Source organism: Vibrio sp. 1069, from assembly GCF_033340555.1.
In genome coordinates this window covers 250,423-269,348 of sequence record NZ_JAWOWP010000001.1, presented here as the reverse complement: position 1 = coordinate 269,348, position 18,926 = coordinate 250,423, and the positions used below count along the sequence as shown (strand labels likewise).

19 protein-coding genes are annotated in these 18,926 nt (G+C 44.2%); 13 read left to right on the top strand and 6 right to left on the bottom strand.

From position 1 onward, the window contains the following. Positions 1–39: 39 nt before the first annotated feature. A complete protein-coding gene (locus tag R7040_RS01210) occupies positions 40–1,491 on the top strand; it encodes a DUF2867 domain-containing protein (RefSeq protein ID WP_213967377.1) in 1,452 nt (483 codons plus the stop codon). A 30-nt stretch (positions 1,492–1,521) separates the two neighbouring features. Here R7040_RS01210 and R7040_RS01205 read toward each other — a convergent pair whose 3' ends face one another. The 4 genes from R7040_RS01205 to rsuA all read right to left on the bottom strand — a co-directional run bounded on the left by R7040_RS01205 (position 1,522) and on the right by rsuA (position 4,524). Further along, entirely contained in the window at positions 1,522–2,184 is a 663-nt protein-coding gene (locus R7040_RS01205; protein ID WP_005378053.1) for a DUF2913 family protein, read from the bottom strand. Further along, positions 2,184–3,386 carry a Bcr/CflA family multidrug efflux MFS transporter gene (locus R7040_RS01200; protein WP_017820848.1) on the bottom strand — a complete coding sequence of 401 codons (1,203 nt, stop codon included), beginning with the start codon at positions 3,384–3,386 and terminating at the stop codon, positions 2,184–2,186. Before R7040_RS01200 ends, R7040_RS01205 begins: the two co-directional genes overlap by 1 nt. Beyond that, positions 3,383–3,676: a hypothetical protein gene (locus tag R7040_RS01195; RefSeq protein ID WP_005378057.1), complete on the bottom strand. Its 294-nt coding sequence runs from the start codon at positions 3,674–3,676 to the stop codon at positions 3,383–3,385. The genes R7040_RS01200 and R7040_RS01195 overlap by 4 nt, the downstream gene beginning before the upstream one ends. A gap of 146 nt (positions 3,677–3,822) precedes the next feature. Next, entirely contained in the window at positions 3,823–4,524 is a 702-nt protein-coding gene (rsuA, locus tag R7040_RS01190; protein WP_005388670.1) for a 16S rRNA pseudouridine(516) synthase RsuA, read from the bottom strand. A gap of 121 nt (positions 4,525–4,645) precedes the next feature. Between rsuA and R7040_RS01185 the strand changes: the two genes are divergently transcribed. The 5 genes from R7040_RS01185 (at position 4,646) to rplY (ending at position 9,556) form a co-directional block, all read left to right on the top strand. Continuing rightward, positions 4,646–6,397: a DEAD/DEAH box helicase gene (locus tag R7040_RS01185; RefSeq protein ID WP_171344595.1), complete on the top strand. Its 1,752-nt coding sequence runs from the start codon at positions 4,646–4,648 to the stop codon at positions 6,395–6,397. A gap of 155 nt (positions 6,398–6,552) precedes the next feature. Next, the gene (locus tag R7040_RS01180) at positions 6,553–6,918 is read left to right on the top strand and encodes a PepSY domain-containing protein (RefSeq protein WP_372036143.1); all 366 of its coding nucleotides are present in this window, start codon (positions 6,553–6,555) and stop codon (positions 6,916–6,918) included. Positions 6,919–6,994: 76 nt separating this feature from the next. Then, complete coding sequence (locus R7040_RS01175; RefSeq protein WP_005378073.1) at positions 6,995–7,654, top strand: response regulator transcription factor; 660 nt, start codon at positions 6,995–6,997, stop codon at positions 7,652–7,654. Continuing rightward, a complete protein-coding gene (locus tag R7040_RS01170; protein WP_005378071.1) occupies positions 7,644–8,993 on the top strand; it encodes an ATP-binding protein in 1,350 nt (449 codons plus the stop codon). Before R7040_RS01175 ends, R7040_RS01170 begins: the two co-directional genes overlap by 11 nt. A 284-nt stretch (positions 8,994–9,277) precedes the next feature. Continuing rightward, positions 9,278–9,556 (top strand): 50S ribosomal protein L25, encoded by a 279-nt coding sequence (gene rplY / locus R7040_RS01165; protein WP_005378066.1) that lies wholly within the window; start codon positions 9,278–9,280, stop codon positions 9,554–9,556. Positions 9,557–9,703: 147 nt separating this feature from the next. Here the strand turns inward: rplY and R7040_RS01160 are convergent, their stop codons facing one another. Beyond that, entirely contained in the window at positions 9,704–10,219 is a 516-nt protein-coding gene (locus R7040_RS01160) for a GNAT family N-acetyltransferase (protein ID WP_213967375.1), read from the bottom strand. A gap of 751 nt (positions 10,220–10,970) precedes the next feature. On the opposite strand from R7040_RS01160, the gene ushA reads away from it, so the two are divergent. Both ushA and R7040_RS01150 read left to right on the top strand, forming a co-directional pair. Beyond that, positions 10,971–12,659, top strand: a complete 1,689-nt coding sequence (gene ushA / locus R7040_RS01155; protein WP_238952272.1) for a bifunctional UDP-sugar hydrolase/5'-nucleotidase UshA — start codon at positions 10,971–10,973, stop codon at positions 12,657–12,659. Between the two features lie 415 nt (positions 12,660–13,074). Further along, complete coding sequence (locus tag R7040_RS01150; protein ID WP_005386686.1) at positions 13,075–13,296, top strand: hypothetical protein; 222 nt, start codon at positions 13,075–13,077, stop codon at positions 13,294–13,296. Between the two features lie 135 nt (positions 13,297–13,431). Here the strand turns inward: R7040_RS01150 and R7040_RS01145 are convergent, their stop codons facing one another. Continuing rightward, positions 13,432–13,680, bottom strand: coding sequence for a DUF1289 domain-containing protein (locus R7040_RS01145; protein ID WP_005378062.1), 249 nt, complete (start codon positions 13,678–13,680; stop codon positions 13,432–13,434). A gap of 184 nt (positions 13,681–13,864) precedes the next feature. On the opposite strand from R7040_RS01145, the gene R7040_RS01140 reads away from it, so the two are divergent. The 5 genes from R7040_RS01140 (at position 13,865) to R7040_RS01120 (ending at position 18,843) form a co-directional block, all read left to right on the top strand. After that, complete coding sequence (locus tag R7040_RS01140; protein ID WP_005378077.1) at positions 13,865–14,311, top strand: META domain-containing protein; 447 nt, start codon at positions 13,865–13,867, stop codon at positions 14,309–14,311. A gap of 435 nt (positions 14,312–14,746) precedes the next feature. Further along, positions 14,747–15,907, top strand: a complete 1,161-nt coding sequence (locus R7040_RS01135; RefSeq protein ID WP_158173801.1) for an ABC transporter substrate-binding protein — start codon at positions 14,747–14,749, stop codon at positions 15,905–15,907. 9 nt (positions 15,908–15,916) lie between these two features. After that, entirely contained in the window at positions 15,917–17,626 is a 1,710-nt protein-coding gene (locus tag R7040_RS01130; RefSeq protein WP_318081262.1) for a thiamine ABC transporter permease, read from the top strand. Then, complete coding sequence (locus tag R7040_RS01125) at positions 17,592–18,239, top strand: ATP-binding cassette domain-containing protein (RefSeq protein ID WP_065274385.1); 648 nt, start codon at positions 17,592–17,594, stop codon at positions 18,237–18,239. Before R7040_RS01130 ends, R7040_RS01125 begins: the two co-directional genes overlap by 35 nt. Next, complete coding sequence (locus R7040_RS01120) at positions 18,232–18,843, top strand: CDP-alcohol phosphatidyltransferase family protein (RefSeq protein WP_054577935.1); 612 nt, start codon at positions 18,232–18,234, stop codon at positions 18,841–18,843. Before R7040_RS01125 ends, R7040_RS01120 begins: the two co-directional genes overlap by 8 nt. The last annotated feature ends 83 nt before the right edge of the window (positions 18,844–18,926 follow it).

Sequence of the window (18,926 nt, the reverse complement as noted above, 5' to 3'; positions counted from 1 at the left end):
TCTGTGGTGTTTATTCCACCAACGATAAAAGGACAGATAATGAAAAAGGTGTTGGTGCTAGGCGCCTCGGGTTACATTGGCTCTCAACTTCTTCCGTTACTTTTAGATAAAGGTTACGCCGTCACAGCAGCGGCGCGACATATTGATTATTTAGAGTCAAGAACTCAGCCTCACCCTAATTTAACGTTAAGGTATCTCGACTTGGCTGACGCAGAGACCACGAAGGCTGTAGTGAACGATTTTGATTTAGTATTTTTTCTCGTGCACGGGATGGCTCAAGGTGATGACTTTGTTGAGTACGAACTAAACCTTGCTTTGAACTTCAAATTTGCGTTGGAACAAAGCTCCGTCGAGCATGTTATCTATTTGAGCGCCATTCAACCTCAAACCGGAAACTCTCGCCATTTAGCCGCTCGTAAAGCCACGGGAAAAATAATTCGACAGTCTGGTATTCCAGTAACTGAATTGCGTGCTGGCGTTATCATCGGCCCCGGCTCTGCCGCTTTCGAAATCATGCGTGACTTTGTCTACAACTTACCTATTTTGACCGCGCCTAAATGGGTCGACTCAAAAGCGAACCCTATTGCCTTGCCCAATCTCAACCACTATTTGTTGAAGTTAGCAGAAGCCCCCTCTCCAGAAGAAAGTCAAATTTATGAAGTTGGTGGGCCAGATACACTTAGCTACCGCGAACAGTTCAAAGTCATTTGCCGAATCACGAACAAGCCGTATCGGCTGTGGTCGACCCCGCTACTTACTCCGAAAATGGCATCGTACTGGCTAGGTTTAGTTACCTCAGTGCCAACTAGTATCGGTAAAGCATTACTTGCGGGCTTAGAGCACGACTACATTGCAGACTCCAAAGCGATTGAAGAACGATTTCCTCAAACGCTGATCAGCTACGAGCAAGCGGTAACTGATACCATTCAAGATGAAGGCACATTTGTACGCAGTAATGTCTGGGGGTTTGAACCCGCAGCGCTTCGTCGATGGCAACCAGGATATGGCTATTACCCAAAACAAGCTGGAGCGAGCATTAAAACTCATGCCTCCGCTGCGGCATTATGGAAAGTGGCGCAAAAGATCGGGAGTCGCGAAAAAGGCTATTACTTTGCCAACATCTTGTGGCGTACACGTGAATGGCTCGATATCTTTTTTGGTGGCGGAAAACCGATTCGCGTTTCTCCTCCTGGACCAGAGCTTAAAGTCGGTGATTTTATTGACTCTTGGAAAGTGATTCGCTGCGATAACAATCAGTTTCTTTCACTGTTTTTTGGTATGAAAGGCCCAGGCCTTGGGCGTTTAGAAATTACCATCAAAGATCTCGGTGACGAACGAGAGCTGGATATTACCGCCTGGTGGCACCCGCAAGGGTTTCTTGGGCTGCTTTATTGGTTTGCAATGATGCCAGCCCATCTCTTCATATTTAAAGGCATGGTCAAAGCCATCGCGAAAGAAGCAAACCGTTTAGAAAACAAAAAGCCCCAATAACAGGGGCTTCTAAACACTCAAAATGTCACTTTAGTCAGCTTTGAACGAGAGTGGAATTTCGGCTAACTGGTTGCCTTCGTTTGCTGGAAAAATAAGGTACTCGCCATGGTATTTCACCATCGATTTGTAGTCTGTTACCTTATGAACCATAAAGCCCGCTTGCGCTGCTTTCTCAACAAACTCAGCATGATTGCCACGCACAAACCAACTCATTGGCTTTACGAGCAACTCGCCATCAAAACAGCTTTCGCATTGGTCTGCACATAACGCTAAAGAGTTTTGACCTTCAGTGAAGATTTGTACTTTGCCGCACCCAATCAGTTGCTCAGACGTTGAGACTTCCCAGCCTGCTTGCTCCATCAAATCAAGAAAAGACTCAATATCTGAATCTTTGAACACTTTGGAGTCTTCACCTTCAGGGAAGAATTGCGCATAAAAAGCGGAAATACGTTTAAAGATAAACAACAAACCAGCATCGTTCCCCTTTGAGCGACCGGCTTTTTGCCAACGCGTTAAGTCATCGCCCACCGTACGTCCGAAACGTTGTGATTTTAGCGCCTTTGTTACCCAACGCACTAAATAATGGTTATTCGCAACAGGGGCATTGGCTAACTTACCTGAGCGATGCTCTTGATCTAACTCTTCAAGTGCTGAGTTAACCAAGTTTTGAATTTCTTTGGTGTAATTCGACATTACGCCTTTCTTCCTAAAGTCCAATAAAACAGTGCTGAAAGCACAGAACAAGCAAACATCACGATGATCATCGGCCAAGCAACATTCCCGGGCAGTGATGCCACCAGCGCACCAACCAATGAACCGATACCGAATCTTAATGTCCCCGCTAGAGACGACGCCGTACCCGCCATTGATGGGTAACCACTTAAAAGCAGCGCCATCGCGTTACTACCTATCGTCGACAATGTACCGATAAACAGCACAACAAAAGGCACAATGCCCCATAATCCGAAGTCCATTAACCAACTTACGAATAAACCAATCCCCGCCAAAAGTTGCACGAACAACCCAAAACGAAGCATGGCATGGGAACCAACTTTCTTCACCAAGCGACCATTAATACTGGTCATGATGATCATCGCCACAATGTTCAAACCAAATAGGTAACCAAAGTGGTCTGGTCGAACACCATATAAATCAATATAAACAAACGAACCCGCCGTCAAAAATGCAAACATTCCGGAAAATGAAAACGCACCTGAGAGCATCAAACCGATCGCTTCAGGATTGGAGCATAATCTGGCGTAGTTTCTCAGCGTCGTGCGGAAACGAAGAGGCTGACGATTTTCAGGCTGTAACGTTTCAGGGATTTTCCAAAGTACGAGAAAAATCACGACTACAGCGAAAATAGCTAATACCCAAAAAATGGAACGCCAACCAAACCAAATCGCGAGATGGCCACCGATCATCGGTGCCACCAACGGCGCAATAGTAATGACCAGAGTAACGAAGGACATTGCGCGTGCAAAGTCTTCACGGTCAAACATGTCACGCACGACAGCTTGGATAATGACCGCCGCTGCCGCGCCAGCAAAACCTTGTGCCGTACGTACATAGGTCAGCGCATCAATGCCATTTGTTGTCGCACTCACAACAGCAGCCAAGCCGAAGAAAAGTACGCCTAAAATCAACACAGGTCTGCGACCAAAGCTATCGGCAAGCGGCCCGTGAATTAACTGGCCGATCGCAAAACCCGCCGTATAAGCCGTCAACGTAATCTGAACCGCGCCAGGCGCGACCCCCAAATCTTTCGCAATTGTCGGCATCGCAGGCAAATACATATCGATCGCCAAAGGCGTCAAAGCACCAATCGCTCCTAGTACCAGAAACAATAGAAAACTGATTTGGGATTGCGGAGCACTTTGAGCTTTTTCTGTCATTCTTTTACCTCTTGTTGGAGCCCTACCGTCAATACTTGCAGAACAAAGTGAAAATAACGGAAGTTCTCATAACGCTGAATGTAGAAGCCAAAAACCTGTTCTATCCAACGTTCGAGAATCATAAGGGCAAATATGTACCAAGGTGTGACCTTGACGAACTCGACATAGAAAAGCATGTGAAAGCGAAATGTGTTTATGGGAAACAAACACAATGCAGTAAAAATGATGGCGTTGACACCATCATTCCATTCACCGTAGCCGAAGGCTTTGCAATAAGAGTATGCATGCATCAGCTAAATGCAAAGGCATATCACTGAGATGAGTAAGCACACCGGAATTGTCTAGGCACTAATTTTGGTAGGAAAATTTATTTTGAGCCAATTCCTACCAAAAGACTAGTTCCTATTAGGAACTAAAGAATTTCCCATGCCGACAATTAATTCCAAATAGAATCAATTTCTTCTTGCGTGAGGTAGCGATAATCACCTGGTTCTAGTGCCTCATCAAGTTCGATAGAACCAATACGCTCACGATGTAAGTACTCAACTTTATTTCCTAACGCCGCGAACATACGTTTCACTTGGTGATACTTACCTTCCACGATAGTTAACAATACTTCATTCTCGGCCTCGTTCACGATTTCCAAACGAGCGGGCAATGTTGCTTCTGATTCATTGCGCAAAATGATGCCTTGTTCGAGCTTTTCCGCGTAATCTGGCTGAATAGCATCGACGAGCCAAACACGGTACGTTTTCTCACACTTATGCTTAGGTGAGGTAATACGGTGAGACCACTTACCATCATCCGTAATCAACACTAAACCAGTTGTGTCGACATCTAATCGGCCCGCAAAGTGAAGGTTTTCAATTTTAGGTTCATCAAGCAATGCGAATGCAGTTTGGTTGTAGCCATCTTCATGTGAACAAACAAAGTCAGCAGGCTTATACAACATAATGTAACGAGGACCAGGAGCACCAATAACACGGTCTTCCCACATCACTTCCGCACCTTTAGGTACTTTAAATGCACCACTTTTTTGAACCTCACCGTCAACGGTGATGTCTCCACTTTTGATGATCTTTGTTGCCTGTTTGCGTGTTGCACCTAGAGCGTCACACAAATATTTATCTAAACGCATGAATACCTCATTGAATTATACCCAAGTGACCTCTAAATATTGGTTTAAAGGTCACTTGGGTATAAAAGTCAGGTATTATAGCGTTCCTCGTTCGAATAGTTGAGCAATTTCACATATTTTCATGTACACACTTCGTCCTTATCAAGCCGACTCGGTTAAAGCCGTTATTCATTACTTTCGTAAACACTCGACACCAGCAGTGATCGTGCTGCCAACCGGTGCAGGAAAAAGCTTGGTGATCGCAGAACTTGCTCGCCTTGCGAAAGGACGAGTGTTAGTCCTCGCCCACGTAAAAGAACTGGTCGAGCAAAACCACGAAAAGTATGAAGGTTATGGTTTAAAAGGTTCCATCTTCTCAGCAGGATTGGGACGAAAAGAAACTGACCAGCAAGTCGTGTTTGCTTCGGTTCAATCGGTCGTACGTAACTTAGATTCGTTCAAAAACCAGTTTTCTCTGCTCGTTATTGATGAGTGCCATCGTGTGCCAGATGACAAAAACAGCAGCTACCAAAAAGTTATTACTCACTTACGAGAACTGAACCCTGGCATTAAGGTGCTGGGACTAACTGCAACGCCCTATCGTTTAGGAATGGGCTGGATTTATCAGTATCACACCCGAGGTCAAGTGCGAACCGAAGAGCCTCGATTCTTCCGCGATTGTATTTTCGAACTGCCGATCCGTTACTTGCTCGACGAAAACTTCCTCACTCCAGCCCGCATGATGGATGCGCCCGTTTTGTCTTACGACTTCTCTCAACTGAAGCCCGCTAACACCGGACGCTACAAAGAAGCAGAAATGGACATGGTGATCGATAAAGCCAAACGTGCGACTCCACAAATTGTTGAGCAAATCATGCAATATGCGAAAGAGCGCCAAGGGGTCATGATCTTCGCTGCAACTGTTCGACACGCACAGGAGATCCACAGTCTATTGCCAGAAGGCGAAACTGAAATCGTCATTGGTGATACACCTACGCCGGAGCGCGATGCGATCATCCAAGCGTTCAAGAATCGTCAAATAAAATACTTGGTCAATGTTTCGGTACTGACAACCGGTTTTGATGCGCCGCATGTCGATTTAATCGCGATTTTGCGACCAACAGAGTCAGTCAGTCTGTACCAGCAGATAGTAGGACGAGGATTACGCTTATCAGACGGAAAATCAGAATGTTTAGTGCTTGATTACGCAGGCAACAGCTACGATTTATACCAACCTGAAGTCGGTGATCCCAAACCAGACTCTGACAGTGAAATTATCACGATTCCTTGCCCGGCTTGCGGATTCAATAACAACTTCTGGGGTAAGTTGGATAGTAACGGTTTCTTGGTTGAACACTTTGGCAGACGTTGCCAAGGTTACTTTGAAGATGAAGACACAGGCGAACGTGAACACTGTGGCTACCGTTTTCGTGCCAAATACTGTGGTGAATGTGGTGCGGACAACGATATCGCTGCACGAATTTGTCATGAGTGTGACGCGACGCTCGTTGACCCAGATAAAAAGCTAAAAGAAGCCCTTAATCTCAAAGATGCATTAATCTTTGAATGCACAGAAATGGACCTATCTGTATTTAAGTCCAGTGATGGTAAATCTCAGCTAAAAGTGACGTATTCTGGTGAACCATACCAAGGCGAAGGCAATGCGTTAGTTCATGAGTTTTGGTCATTGAGTACCAAAAAACAAAAACAAACGTTTAAAGATCAGTTCGTACGCCCCCACTTAGCAGACAAGCATCGCCCTTTTGAAGAGGCTTCACCGACACGCGTTGTCGCTAATCAACATCGTTTCCGTTTGCCTCAGTTTGTTATTGCTAGAAAATCTGGTCGCTTTTGGAAGCTGCGAGATAAAATTTTTGAAGATGAGTTGAAATAACATCCACAACACATGGCAAAACTTAATTAGCTGATTCACTCTCTGTTCATCTATATCCGATATACTGCGGCTAACGCTCCAGAAAAGGTTTGACTATGTATAAAGCAACGACTTCTCTACATTCTGCGTTACTTTTCGGCCTTATTGCAACATTTATGTGTGCACCAAGTTTTGCCAAGCATGACAACGAGTACACATCACAAAATGGCCACGCCATCGTGCAAGATGTCGAAAAGCCAGGAACACGCATCGAATTCGATGAAGATCAAGATGAGGTCTATCGCGCGGTTCAACAAGGATATATACGACCATTTTCGGAACTTTACGCCGCAGTCGAAAACGACTTATACGGCCGCATCATCAAGGTCGAGCTTGAAGAAGATGATGATGCTTGGGTGTATGAATTGAAAATTCTGTACAATAACAGCGTCCTGAAAGTTGAGTACGACGCCGCCACGCTGGAAATGCTTGAGATCAAAGGTCGCAGCTTTAACAAAGCGTTAAAGCCGCAAAACAACTAAACTTGTCTAATGCGTAATCCAGACGCGATGCGTAGCTTACTTCGATAAAAATCCAAACATAATAAGAATCATCAATATGAAAATACTTGTTGTTGAAGATGATCCTCGTTTAGGCGAGCAAATCATCGAAACATTAGAAAGTACCGGCTGGGTACCAGAATTGTCCCAAGATGGCATAGACGCTCTGTATCGCGCGACTTCGGAAGAATGGGACGCCATTGTTCTTGACCTCGGCTTGCCAAAACTGGATGGTCTTACCGTCCTAAAAGGCATCCGAGATGAAAACATTAATACTCCTGTCGTGATTTTAAGCGCTCGCGACACCCTAACGCAGCGAGTTGAAGGCTTAAACGCAGGTGCAGACGATTACCTAACTAAACCATTTGAAATGGTTGAGCTTATCGCTCGTATTCGTGCACAGCTTCGAAGAGCCTCTGGTAATGCCTCTCCTGTGATGCAAATTGGCGACTTGAGCTTGGATACACGCACTTCTAAAGTCATGTGGCAAGGTCAAGCGGTAAGCTTGACGGCGCTAGAGTATAAAGTGGTCGCTTACTTTATGCATAACCCGGAAAAAGTGATTTCTCGAACCGAACTCGTCGAGCACATTTACAAACAAGACTTTGATCGTGACTCCAACACAATCGAAGTTTTTATCGGCCGAATTCGCAAAAAAATCGCACCAAAGATCATCAAAACTGTCCGAGGGTTGGGATACCAATTAAATGCCGAATAGAAACAGGCTACCGTTGAACGCAATAAAACGACTGAGTATCAAAAGTCGCCTCGTTTTAGCGGCGATCGTTTGGTTAACGGCAATGATCCTCGCCGCTGGTGTGACGATACCGACGCAGGTCTACAACTATATGGTTGATGACACTCGCTCACAGCTCAGCATTTTTATGGATGAAGTCGCAGCACAGTTAGAAGTCGATAACACCGGGCATCTTTCACTCGCAGCTCAGCTATCAGACCCTCGATTTAACCGACCTTACAGTGGTTTGTATTGGAGTGCCTCTACAGAGGCAAGCCTCGAACGTTCTCGTTCGTTGTGGGACAAAAAAATCGAATACAAAGGTTTGGATAAAGATGCGTATGGAGCAAGAGGCGAAAAACTAATTACGCTAGAAAAAGCACTGTATCTTCCTGATTACGATGGTCCTATTCACATTATTATTGGTATTGACGAAGAGCCCATTAAAAATACCCTTCAAACGTTAATCGGCCAACTTTGGCTTATTTTGGGTTTATTATTCGCGGGCGTACTTACCGTCATTTTACTGCAAATTGCTTGGTCATTGAGTCCTCTTACAAAGCTACAAAAAGAATTAGCCGAGCTGAAGTCTGGTAATAAAAAGAGTCTAGAAGAAACCTACCCAAAAGAGATTTCTCCTCTAATCTTCGACCTCAACGCTCTGCTGTTCCATTACCAAGAATTACTAGAGAGAGCTCGCAATCATGCAGGTAACCTATCTCATGCACTTAAAACGCCACTTTCTGTTCTAAAAAATGAAGTTCAGACGTTAGAACCTGAGGCACAATCCCGTCTCAGAGCTCCAATCAATCAAATACAAGACCATATCGATTACCATTTGGGTCGTGCCCGTATGGCCGGATCGATGAACATATTATCAGTGAAGTCGAACCCAGCAGATCGTGTGGATGCTATCTCAATGGCGTTTGATAAAGTGTATGCGAGCCGAAGCATTACCTTAATTAATGAACTTGATTCAGAGCTGAATGTAGCAGTAGAGCAGACCGATCTCGATGAAATGCTAGGTAACTTGCTAGAAAATGGCTATAAGTGGGCCAACAGCATGATTCGTGTGCACTCCTCTCAGGATAAGGAAAATATACACATCATTATTGAAGATGATGGGCCAGGCATCCCTAAAGAGAAACTGAGTCAAGTAATCAAGAGAGGAGTTAGATTGGATGAAACAACCCCTGGCTCAGGTCTTGGTCTAAACATAGTCAGTGAAATGGCACACAGTTACCGAGGTCAATTAACATTGGATACAAGCGCTTTAGGTGGATTAAAAGCATCTTTAGTCTTACATCTCAGCCGAACATAAAGCATATAACACATAAACTTTGTTTTTCGGACCATGATCAGTAAACCGATGAAAATGAAGTCGATGTGAACAAAATCCAAGCAAAGCGTTAAAAGGGATAGCCTTCCACCCCGCTAAATCATACCTTTTTGTTGATTTGGATACGATTTGGGTTGCCCATTTATAATTGGAATGATAGTATCCGCGCTCGCTTGAACAGTTCCTGTTTCAAGCTTTACCACGAACAACAAGGTCGCATTGTTGATTGTGAACATTTGATTTTTACTAATTTGAGAGTAAATACTATGAAATTCGAAGCAGTAGTACGTACTGAACTAGGTAAAGGTGCGAGCCGCCGCCTACGTCACGCTGGCAAATTCCCTGCAGTTGTATACGGCGGTGAAGAAGCAGCAGTAGCTATCGTTCTTAACCACGACGACATCGTAAACCAAATGGACAAGCCTGAATTCTACGAAGGTATCGTTCTAGTTATCGATGGCAAAGAAGTTAAAGTTAAGCCACAAGACGTTCAACGTCACGCGTTCAAGCCAAAAGTTGAACACATGGACTTCATCCGCATCTAATTCCCTACCAAGGAATTAATCGGATTAAATCCAAACCTTTTGCATAAAAGATAATCGGACTTACCAACCGAGACATCTAAAAAATTTCAAAACCCCGGAGTCTTACCACCTCCGGGGTTTTACTATATTTAGCATATAGCATTTGATTTATGAGCGGGCAATATACTTCACTAAAGTGAGATCGGTCAGCGTCATACTCTCAATCACTTCCGACTCTTCCTCTCCAGTACGCACAAAACCACACTTCTTGTAAAAGTTAAGCCCCTGTTGATTAGTATCCAGTGCTTTCAAACTGATCTGCATAACTGACGTAGAGAGCAAACGTGTCTCTAACTCATCTAACAGTGCACGTCCTGCTCCTTGCCCATAATGTAGCGGCGTAACGTAGCAACATGTCACTAATGCCGTTTTATCTTCGCTGGTGTGGTTAGGTAACTCGTAACTTAAAAAGCCAACAATTTCTCCTTGCCTCTCAACTACGATCAATTGGGCCAGTTGCTCCGTCATCACTCGTGCCCACATCCTTTCTCGACGCTCAATCGTAAACTGCTCTATGTAGCTCTTTGGCATTAATCCTTTATACGCCACCAGCCAAGAATCAACGTGTATCTTGGCGATTTGGGCTGCTTCCTTTTTGAGTGCGTCCCTTACTGTGTATCTCATAAGCATCCTTTATTAGCGTTCACCACTTACAAATTCTTTTAACCCTACCCTTTAAACCAAAGCTCAAAGATAACGGCTACAGTCGCAACGCTTTACATTAATCTATTTCATTTTCATTAATTAAATGATAGTTCACATCATAATATTCGAAGAAGAACGATCCATTATTTACTTTTCATTTTGACTCATTAGGTTGAATCTATTTGTTTAAACACTCGAGTGTCAAATGCGGAATAAGCACGATAAGGTATCGGATGAGGATAAATAAACGATGCCTAAAGCATAAGGTTTCTAAACGATCGCAATTATAGTAAAGAGATAAATACAATTTTTGATAGAGTTTGGCAGAATAAAGCCATGATCAAATGAGTTTAAGCTCTGTGCTGTTCATTATGCATACAAACCGAGCCCCTCATCATTAGAGCGAAAATTTATAACGATTTGTGTCATACCTATTAGGAAAAACATAAACTTGGCAAAATAATCACCAAAATCAGCGTAATACTTCGCAAAAATGCGCATTGATTCACACAAACAACACACATTCAATTAACTACCTCACAAAAAATAGAGCTAGCGATACAAAATAAATACTAAATACCAATTCTGTTTATTTATAGACGTAGTTTGCAGGCTTATTAATTCATTTCTCCGATAGAAGTATAAATAAGAGATAGATCACTAAAGTTTCACATTAATTCCGTATATTTCACGCCGTAACAATAACAAAATCACAAAGAAAGGATCCCTTATGAAGTTTTCCAAATCTCTTTTGGTAGTGGCAGTGGGCGCTGCGCTAGCAGGATGCGGCTCAGACAGCGACAATTCTCCAGTAACCTGCGAGACTGCAGATTCTTGTACTAAGTTCACCGTTCTCCACACTAACGATAACCATGGTCGCTTTTGGCATAACAGCGACGGCGAATACGGCATGGCTGCGCGTCACACTTTAATCGAATCTATCCGCGCAGAAGTCGAAGCAAAAGGCGGTGAAACCATTCTGCTATCTGGCGGTGATATTAATACCGGTGTACCAGAATCAGACATGCAAGATGCGGTTCCAGACTTCGTAGGGATGAACCTACTTGGTTACGATGCAATGGCTGTCGGTAACCACGAATTTGATAACTCACTAGATATTCTCGATATGCAAGCCGAGCTAGCTGACTTCCCTATGCTGGCTGCGAATATCTATAAAAAAGATACAAACGAGCGTTACTTCGACCCTTACAAAGTATTTACTATCAACGGCCTTAAGATCGCTGTTATTGGTCTAACAACGCAAGACACTGCGAAGCTAGTCAATCCAGACAACGTATCAAACATCCACTTTGAAGACCCTCAAGTAGAAATCAAAAAGGTACTGAAGGAAATCGAAGAGAACGAAAAGGTAGACCTAGTATTTGCAACGACGCACATGGGTCACTACGAAGATGGTAAAAACGGTAGTGAAGCACCAGGTGACGTGAAACTCGCTCGCTCTCTTGAAGAAGGACAGCTAAACGCTATCATCGGTGGTCACTCGCAAAACCCTGTATGTATGGAACCAGGTACCAATGAGTATGCTGATTTCAAACCTGGGGATGATTGTGCCCCAGACCAACAAAAAGGCACTTGGATTATGCAAGCGCATGAGTGGGGTAAATATGTGGGTCGTGCTGACTTCGAATACTACGACGGCAAGCTTCACTTAGCGAACTACGCACTGATTCCTGTAAACCTTCTAGACGAAAACGATGAAGTTATCGGTGAACGAATTCAACAAGATGCAACAGTAAAAGCGTTACTACTGCCATACCAACAACAAGGTCAAGAGTTATTAGATGAGAAGATTTCTAATACGACGGGTAAGTTAGAAGGTGATCGTAACGTAGTTCGCTCTCAACAAACTAACCTAGGTCACCTACTCGGCGAGGCATACCGTACTTACAAAACGGTAAATGCTGACTTTGGTGTGATGAACTCTGGCGGCGTGCGTGATTCAATCCAAGATGGTGATATCACTTACCGTGACGTACTAACGGTTCAGCCATTTGGTAACTTCGTGACTAAAGCAACTATGACAGGTAAAGAAGTTAAAGAATACCTAGACGTGGTTGCGACGAAATCTGCAGGGTCTGGTGCTTACGCTCAACTAGATAACATCACTTTAGATGTAAATTGTGATGCTGGCTCAGTAACCATTACCGATATTAACAATAAAGGCTTCGATCTAAACGAAACGTACACATTCTCTGTAATCAGCTTCAGTGCTGCTGGTGGCGATAACTATCCAATCATCGATGTTCAATCTACACAGCTAACTGATGCATACGTTTTGCGCGAGTTCTTCGTAAACAACCCACAAATCTCTGCGGATAACTACGACAAGAACTTAGAGAACATCAAATACTTCAGTAATGGCCAACCAGTAAAAGGCTGTCCTGCATCTGGTAGCTAATACTAAACACCTTCCCCCTGGCACTAAGAGCTTTTACAAGCAATTTCGTCAGGGCTTTCCTCAAAACCGAAGCTTTGTGCTTCGGTTTTTTATTTTCGATAAATTACTGAAAACTCTCCACCTTCACAATATGTTCAAAAATTGTTCATTTGTGTTATTGACGCCCCTGTGTTGGGCTTCTATGTTTGATAAGGTCTTTTAAATATGCAGGTTCATCGGCTAAATTTCGCGAAACATTTTTAATAGCATAGTCAATGATTCTGAGAAAGATGTGAATGGCGTTACAAACACTGCTCTCAAACAATTTGTCTTTGGACTTCAAACGATGGTGATGTGCCTCCACGCGCACACTAATGAGCAGCGATCTGGACGTCAATGTGTTCAAACTGCTGCCATCGAGTTCTGGAGGTCAAAAATGAAACGAGCCAGCAATAGCTACAGACTCCAAATGATCAAAGAAGTAGTTACCCGTAGAGAGCGTGAAGCTTGTACGGATCCTATGGCGAGATATATTCATCAACTGATGGATGAACGCCCAACAAGTAAATTAGATGTTGAATTCAATCATCGATTTTCAGGAAATCACTTCGACGAACAAGCGGGAGGCTGGGTTAGCGACCGTTGGTCGATGAAATAACGCCAATTACCGCTCTATAGGGAAAATGGATAGGAGATTCCCGGTTCTTAAAGGACACCTTGCCGGACCGGGAATATGTAAAAGCCTAATCAGAACCGAAAGCGAAGGCGTAACCCCACAGACTGAACAAGAATTCTAGAATAAGTCTTGTTGAGGCGATGACTCATCTTGAAGCTGTTCTGGCTTCGTCTTCCCGGCCAACATCTTTCTTCTGTACCTTTGACGACACAACTTAATAACGTGCAACTGCTGAGCGGGGGTTAAGTTAAGCCAATTAAACCTTTCCTCTCTCTTTCTCATACACCCCTTGCAATACCCTTTTTCATCGGAGGTACATACTCCAACACAAGGGCTTGGGACAGTAAAAAACTCCAGTTGCTCCATACTAAAACCGCTCTTTCCATATTAGGGCGTATTGGCCTAGTTTAAATAATGAGAAGATTAGTCAGCAACAAAACTTGCTATATACTTCGTTATGTCAAAAACATACGAAACCATAACCTTATGCTGACAAAAACAGTGTTTTATTACTTATACTTACCGCGTTTATAAAAACGGAGTCTATAAAATGAAGCTTAGCCTAAAAACGTTAGTTACAGCAATCTCTCTCCCTGTTCTTATGACTGCTTGTGCTAGCAACGGTGATGATGTGAAAGAAATAACGGCTCAAGATTTGCAGCACCACAACTGGGAACTTGTTCAAGTTGATGGCAAAAATATCGTTCTAGACGAACACCAAAAAGCGGCTCGCCTAGAAATCGGTGAAAATCTAACCGCAAACGGCAACGCAGGTTGTAACAACTTCTTCGGTCAAGCCGAGTTGAAAAACAACCAACTACGCATCGAAAAAATGGGCATGACCATGAAGATGTGTATGGAAGATCAAATGAAGATCGAAAACGCAATGACACAAACACTATCTAACTGGAGCGATATCACGCTAACTAAAGATGGTCTTGTTCTGAAAAGTGCCGATCACGAATTGACGTTTACACTACGTGACTGGGTAAACTAATCCCAACTAAGTAAACCAGATAGTATCTTAAAGCAGCCAAACGGCTGCTTTTTTTATATCGATGAATCGTTAGTCATGCATGCTAAAGTCATTTAAATGGCCAACTTTCTTTCTCTTTTCGCCCTCAATTCCATGCTTTAGACATCAATTTTGCTCTGTAAAACAACCTATTCATATCTCTGGGGACAATAATTTTCAATTACTTGAAAGAATATCCTCAAACAAACGGTCCGCTCCTAAAATGACACCAAATTTGTCCTTTATTCGTTTTGCTTCACATTGAGAGTAATTCTTTGAATCAATGAGTGATTCCGTTTGGGATTGGCATTGATAATAGAGAGAGATGAATTACTATCCTTGTAACAGAGCGGAACGACTTGCGAAAACGTCAATAGAAACGAAAGCAAGCACCAAAAGACATAACACGGAATAGATATGAAAAAGCTACTCAGCAGCATTGGCATTTTAGCCACGACTTTTGCGACACCTTCTTTTGCCGATTCATCAGTGAATAGCGAATGGCAAAAAATCGAACAACAAGCCGACGGGCAATCCGTCTACTTTCATGCTTGGGGCGGAAGCCAAGAAATTAATCGCTACATACAGTGGGCGAGTAGAGAGCTAAAATCACGTTATAACGTGACGCTAAACCACGTTAAAGTAACTGATATTTCTGAGACCACTACTCGACTTATCGCAGAAAAAGCGGCAGGCAAAAACAGCGGTGGCAGTGTTGATATGGTTTGGATCAATGGCGAAAACTTCAAATCAATGAAGGATAACCAATTGCTATTTGGTCCTTTTGTCGAAGGTTTGCCAAGCTGGCAATATGTGGATAAATCTCTACCAATTGATGTGGACTTCTCCGAGCCAACAGAAGGTCTAGAAGCACCTTGGGGAGTAGGACAATTAGTGTTTATCCATGACGAGCAAACCCTCCATAACCCTCCAAAATCATTCGCAGAAATGCTGAGCTATGCAAAAGCGTTCCCGAATCGCCTGACTTACCCTCGACCACCAGAGTTTCATGGCACAAGCTTTATCAAAGCATTACTCATTGAACTGTCTAACAACGCCCCTGAGCTGCAACAACCAGTTACCGATAACACGTTTGAGCAAGTCACTCAACCGCTGTGGTCTTATCTAGATGAGTTCCATAAAGTCGCTTGGCGCGGTGGTAAGCAGTTTCCAGGCGGTACAGCAGAAACCCTTCAGCTACTAGATGATGGTCAGACTGACCTGGCGATTACCTTTAACCCGAACGCGGTTTTCTCTGCGCAGTCGAGCGGTAATCTTGCAGAGAGCACCAAAGCGTACGCAATGGACGCAGGAGCACTCTCAAATATCCACTTTTTAGCGATTCCTTGGAACGCAAATGCCAGTGCTGGTGCACAAGTTGCGATAAACTTTTTATTGAGCCCTGAAGCACAGTCTCGCAAAGGTAACCTAAACATCTGGGGCGACCCTTCGGTACTAAGCAACCAATACTTAACTGGTTCGGCCAAAAACACTCAACAATTCAAATCTATCGCTGAGCCACATCCAAGTTGGCAAGCGGCGTTGGAAAAAGAATGGTTGAAACGCTACGGGAATTAGTAAGAATCCATGTTAAGAGCGCTGTATTTAGTCATTATCGCAGTTTGTATTTTGCCTACCATTCCGGGACTACTTGGAGTGGTGGTCTCTGCGCTCGGTTATGTACCTCCTATCGGTCTACACCACTTTTCTTTTGATGGCTTCAATGCCGTCTTTGATTGGGAAGGTGTTTGGACATCCATCGGGCTTACTTTCTACTCCGCCATTTTCAGTAGCTACTTGGCTTGCTTCATCGCATTTGCAATTCTACAAGCCTCTTGGGGCAGTAAGTTTTGGCGAAAAATTGAAGTTAGCCTTTCCCCACTTCTCGCGATGCCGCACGTCGCGTTTGCAATTGGCTTTGCGTTCTTGTTTGCCCCAACTGGTATGGGCGTTCGTGTTCTCAACCAACTGTTTGGTTACGACCCGAATGCACAAACGGTGAATGACTTAGCATTGCTGATTAAGGACCCACATGCACTCGGTTTGATCATCATACTTGCGATTAAAGAAGTGCCGTTTTTATTGTTGATGAGTATTCCGATCCTTCAGCAATTGAAAGTCGATAAGGTTGAAAAAGTCAGTCACTCGATGGGCTACAGTTCCGCGCAAGCGTGGTGGAAATGCGTATTTCCGCAATGGTTAGCAAAACTTCGTTTCCCAATGCTGGCGGTATTGGCTTACAGTTTGTCCGTTGTCGATGTCGCCCTGATTATTGGCCCTACCAACCCACCCACGTTTGCGGTTTTGGTATGGCAATGGTTTAACGATCCAGATTTATCGCTCCTACCAAGAGCTGCCGCTGGCGCAGTAATACTGTTTGCGATCGCTAGCGTTTTGATTGGATTTGCACGCTTAATGGAATGGTGTATTACCAAAGGCTTCAAACGCTGGCAGTACTCTGGTCGAAACGGGTTTCGTTTACCCGGTAAAACCCTATTTTCACTGGTCGCGCTACTTGCACTTCTAATGATTCCACTCATGGTGCTGTGGAGCTTTGCCCAACGTTGGCGCTTTCCAGATTTGCTCCCAAGCCGTTACAGCCTGCGTTTTTGGGAATACGAATGGCACAGTATTCTAGGGACTCTAGAACAAAGTATGTCAATCGCCCTAATCAGCGCGACTGTCGCGCTAGTTCTTGCTTTAATAGCACATGAGTATCGTCTCCGTTATCGCTGGCAGGTGCCCGGTTACATCATCGCCATCCCAATGCTGATTCCTCAGCTATCCGTGCTATTCGGTATGCAAGTAGTGACGCTGTACTTAAACAGTAATGCGTATTTCTTTTGGGTATGTTGGGCGCATGTATTCTTTGCGTTCCCATTTATTTACCTCTCGCTAGACGGTCCGTGGCGCAGCTTCGATAACGGCTTAACTCGCGTCGCACTCAGCTTGGGTAAATCACCGATGCAAGCTTGGTTAAAAGTGAAACTGCCAATCCTCCTGCCTGCAATTGCATTCGCGTGGGCTGTCGGTATTAGTGTCAGCCTGGCGCAATACCTACCAACATTGGTGCTAGGGGCTGGGCGCATTAGCACCATCACAACCGAAGCCGTTGCACTATCCAGTGGTTTTGACCGACGTGTCACCGCTATTTACGCCATTTGGCAAGCTCTGCTGCCATTCTTGTTCTTTTCTTTTGCGATACTGCTTAGCCACTTGCACAGGAAGTATCGCCGCTTGTCTATAAAAGGTTTACTACTGAATGAGTCTTTGTCTCGAAAACCTCGCCATCCGTAAAACCAATGGCGACGCGCTTTTTTCAGCGTTCAACATGACCGTAGAAAAAGGTGAAATCGTTACCCTGATGGGGCCTAGCGGTTGTGGTAAATCCACTTTGTTGGATGCCATTGCCGGGCACCTATCCGCCGAGTTCAACTACTCTGGATCCATTACGCTTGATAACGAAAAGTTGGATGCCCTCCCTGCCCATAAGCGTCAGGTCGGTATTCTATTCCAAGAAGATTTGCTCTTCCCTCATTTAACGGTGTGGGAGAACCTTGCCTTCGCGCTACCAAACTCAATCAAAGGTGAAGAGCGTAAAGCTCACGCTATGCAAGCACTGAAGAACATTTCATTGACCAAACTAGCAGAGTCCTTTCCTGACCAAATTTCGGGAGGGCAACGTGCCCGTATCTCATTGACTCGTATGCTGCTAGCAAAGCCAAAAGTTGCGCTACTTGATGAGCCCTATAGCAAGCTGGATAAAGACCTGCGCGTGCAATTTCGCAATTGGGTGGTCGAACAATTGCAGCAAGCGAACATCCCTACTTTGATGGTAACGCACGATGAAGACGATATTCCTGATGGCAGCAGCTGCCTAAACTGGCCGTGGGAGACAAATCATGCTTGATAGCCTGAGTATAAAGCTCATCCGCAAACCGCTGGCACTCAGTGCGAAATATCTCGATAAATGTGGTATCACTGCAAATCAGACGACAGTGTTTGGTTTTGTACTTGGCTGTTTTGCCCTGCCGGCTTTGATCGCCGAACAGTACTTGTTGGCGTTGCTGTTTATTTTGCTGAACAGAATCTGTGATGGGTTAGACGGTGCACTGGCGAGGATTCAAGGCATTACCGATGCGGGTGGTTTTCTTGATATCAGCTTAGATTTTTTGTTCTATTCGTTGATTCCTTTTGGCTTTGTGCTTGCCAACCCAGAGCACAATGCCGTTGCAGGCGCATTTTTGATTTTTTCCTTCATCGGCACTGGTAGTAGCTTTTTGGCTTTTGCCATCATGGCAGGAAAACAAGGCATCGATAATCCGGTATATAAAAACAAATCGCTTTACTACATGAGCGGCTTAACCGAAGGTACAGAAACCATTGGCTGCTTGGTTTTATTTTGTTTGCTACCGCAACACTTTGCCGTCATCGCGTATATCTTTGGCGCGGCATGCTGGTTTACTACTTTTACACGTATTTATTCAGGGTTTCATACGCTTAACGATCATTAATACTGCTTAGACAATCGCGTTTCCTTAAGGGACAAGCCGCTAAGCCACTGTTTTATAAAGCACCAAAACGCAGGTTAAATTGG

What these genes read in the sequence shown, in the direction of transcription:
- R7040_RS01210 (WP_213967377.1), top strand. Translation starts at nt 40, where the DNA reads ATGAAAAAGGTGTTGGTGCTAGGCGCCTCGGGTTACATTGGCTCTCAA.
- R7040_RS01205 (WP_005378053.1), bottom strand. Translation starts at nt 2,184, where the DNA reads ATGTCGAATTACACCAAAGAAATTCAAAACTTGGTTAACTCAGCACTT.
- R7040_RS01200 (WP_017820848.1), bottom strand. Translation starts at nt 3,386, where the DNA reads ATGACAGAAAAAGCTCAAAGTGCTCCGCAATCCCAAATCAGTTTTCTA.
- R7040_RS01195 (WP_005378057.1), bottom strand. Translation starts at nt 3,676, where the DNA reads ATGCATGCATACTCTTATTGCAAAGCCTTCGGCTACGGTGAATGGAAT.
- rsuA (WP_005388670.1), bottom strand. Translation starts at nt 4,524, where the DNA reads ATGCGTTTAGATAAATATTTGTGTGACGCTCTAGGTGCAACACGCAAA.
- R7040_RS01185 (WP_171344595.1), top strand. Translation starts at nt 4,646, where the DNA reads ATGTACACACTTCGTCCTTATCAAGCCGACTCGGTTAAAGCCGTTATT.
- R7040_RS01180 (WP_372036143.1), top strand. Translation starts at nt 6,553, where the DNA reads ATGTGTGCACCAAGTTTTGCCAAGCATGACAACGAGTACACATCACAA.
- R7040_RS01175 (WP_005378073.1), top strand. Translation starts at nt 6,995, where the DNA reads ATGAAAATACTTGTTGTTGAAGATGATCCTCGTTTAGGCGAGCAAATC.
- R7040_RS01170 (WP_005378071.1), top strand. Translation starts at nt 7,644, where the DNA reads ATGCCGAATAGAAACAGGCTACCGTTGAACGCAATAAAACGACTGAGT.
- rplY (WP_005378066.1), top strand. Translation starts at nt 9,278, where the DNA reads ATGAAATTCGAAGCAGTAGTACGTACTGAACTAGGTAAAGGTGCGAGC.
- R7040_RS01160 (WP_213967375.1), bottom strand. Translation starts at nt 10,219, where the DNA reads ATGAGATACACAGTAAGGGACGCACTCAAAAAGGAAGCAGCCCAAATC.
- ushA (WP_238952272.1), top strand. Translation starts at nt 10,971, where the DNA reads ATGAAGTTTTCCAAATCTCTTTTGGTAGTGGCAGTGGGCGCTGCGCTA.
- R7040_RS01150 (WP_005386686.1), top strand. Translation starts at nt 13,075, where the DNA reads ATGAAACGAGCCAGCAATAGCTACAGACTCCAAATGATCAAAGAAGTA.
- R7040_RS01145 (WP_005378062.1), bottom strand. Translation starts at nt 13,680, where the DNA reads ATGGAGCAACTGGAGTTTTTTACTGTCCCAAGCCCTTGTGTTGGAGTA.
- R7040_RS01140 (WP_005378077.1), top strand. Translation starts at nt 13,865, where the DNA reads ATGAAGCTTAGCCTAAAAACGTTAGTTACAGCAATCTCTCTCCCTGTT.
- R7040_RS01135 (WP_158173801.1), top strand. Translation starts at nt 14,747, where the DNA reads ATGAAAAAGCTACTCAGCAGCATTGGCATTTTAGCCACGACTTTTGCG.
- R7040_RS01130 (WP_318081262.1), top strand. Translation starts at nt 15,917, where the DNA reads ATGTTAAGAGCGCTGTATTTAGTCATTATCGCAGTTTGTATTTTGCCT.
- R7040_RS01125 (WP_065274385.1), top strand. Translation starts at nt 17,592, where the DNA reads ATGAGTCTTTGTCTCGAAAACCTCGCCATCCGTAAAACCAATGGCGAC.
- R7040_RS01120 (WP_054577935.1), top strand. Translation starts at nt 18,232, where the DNA reads ATGCTTGATAGCCTGAGTATAAAGCTCATCCGCAAACCGCTGGCACTC.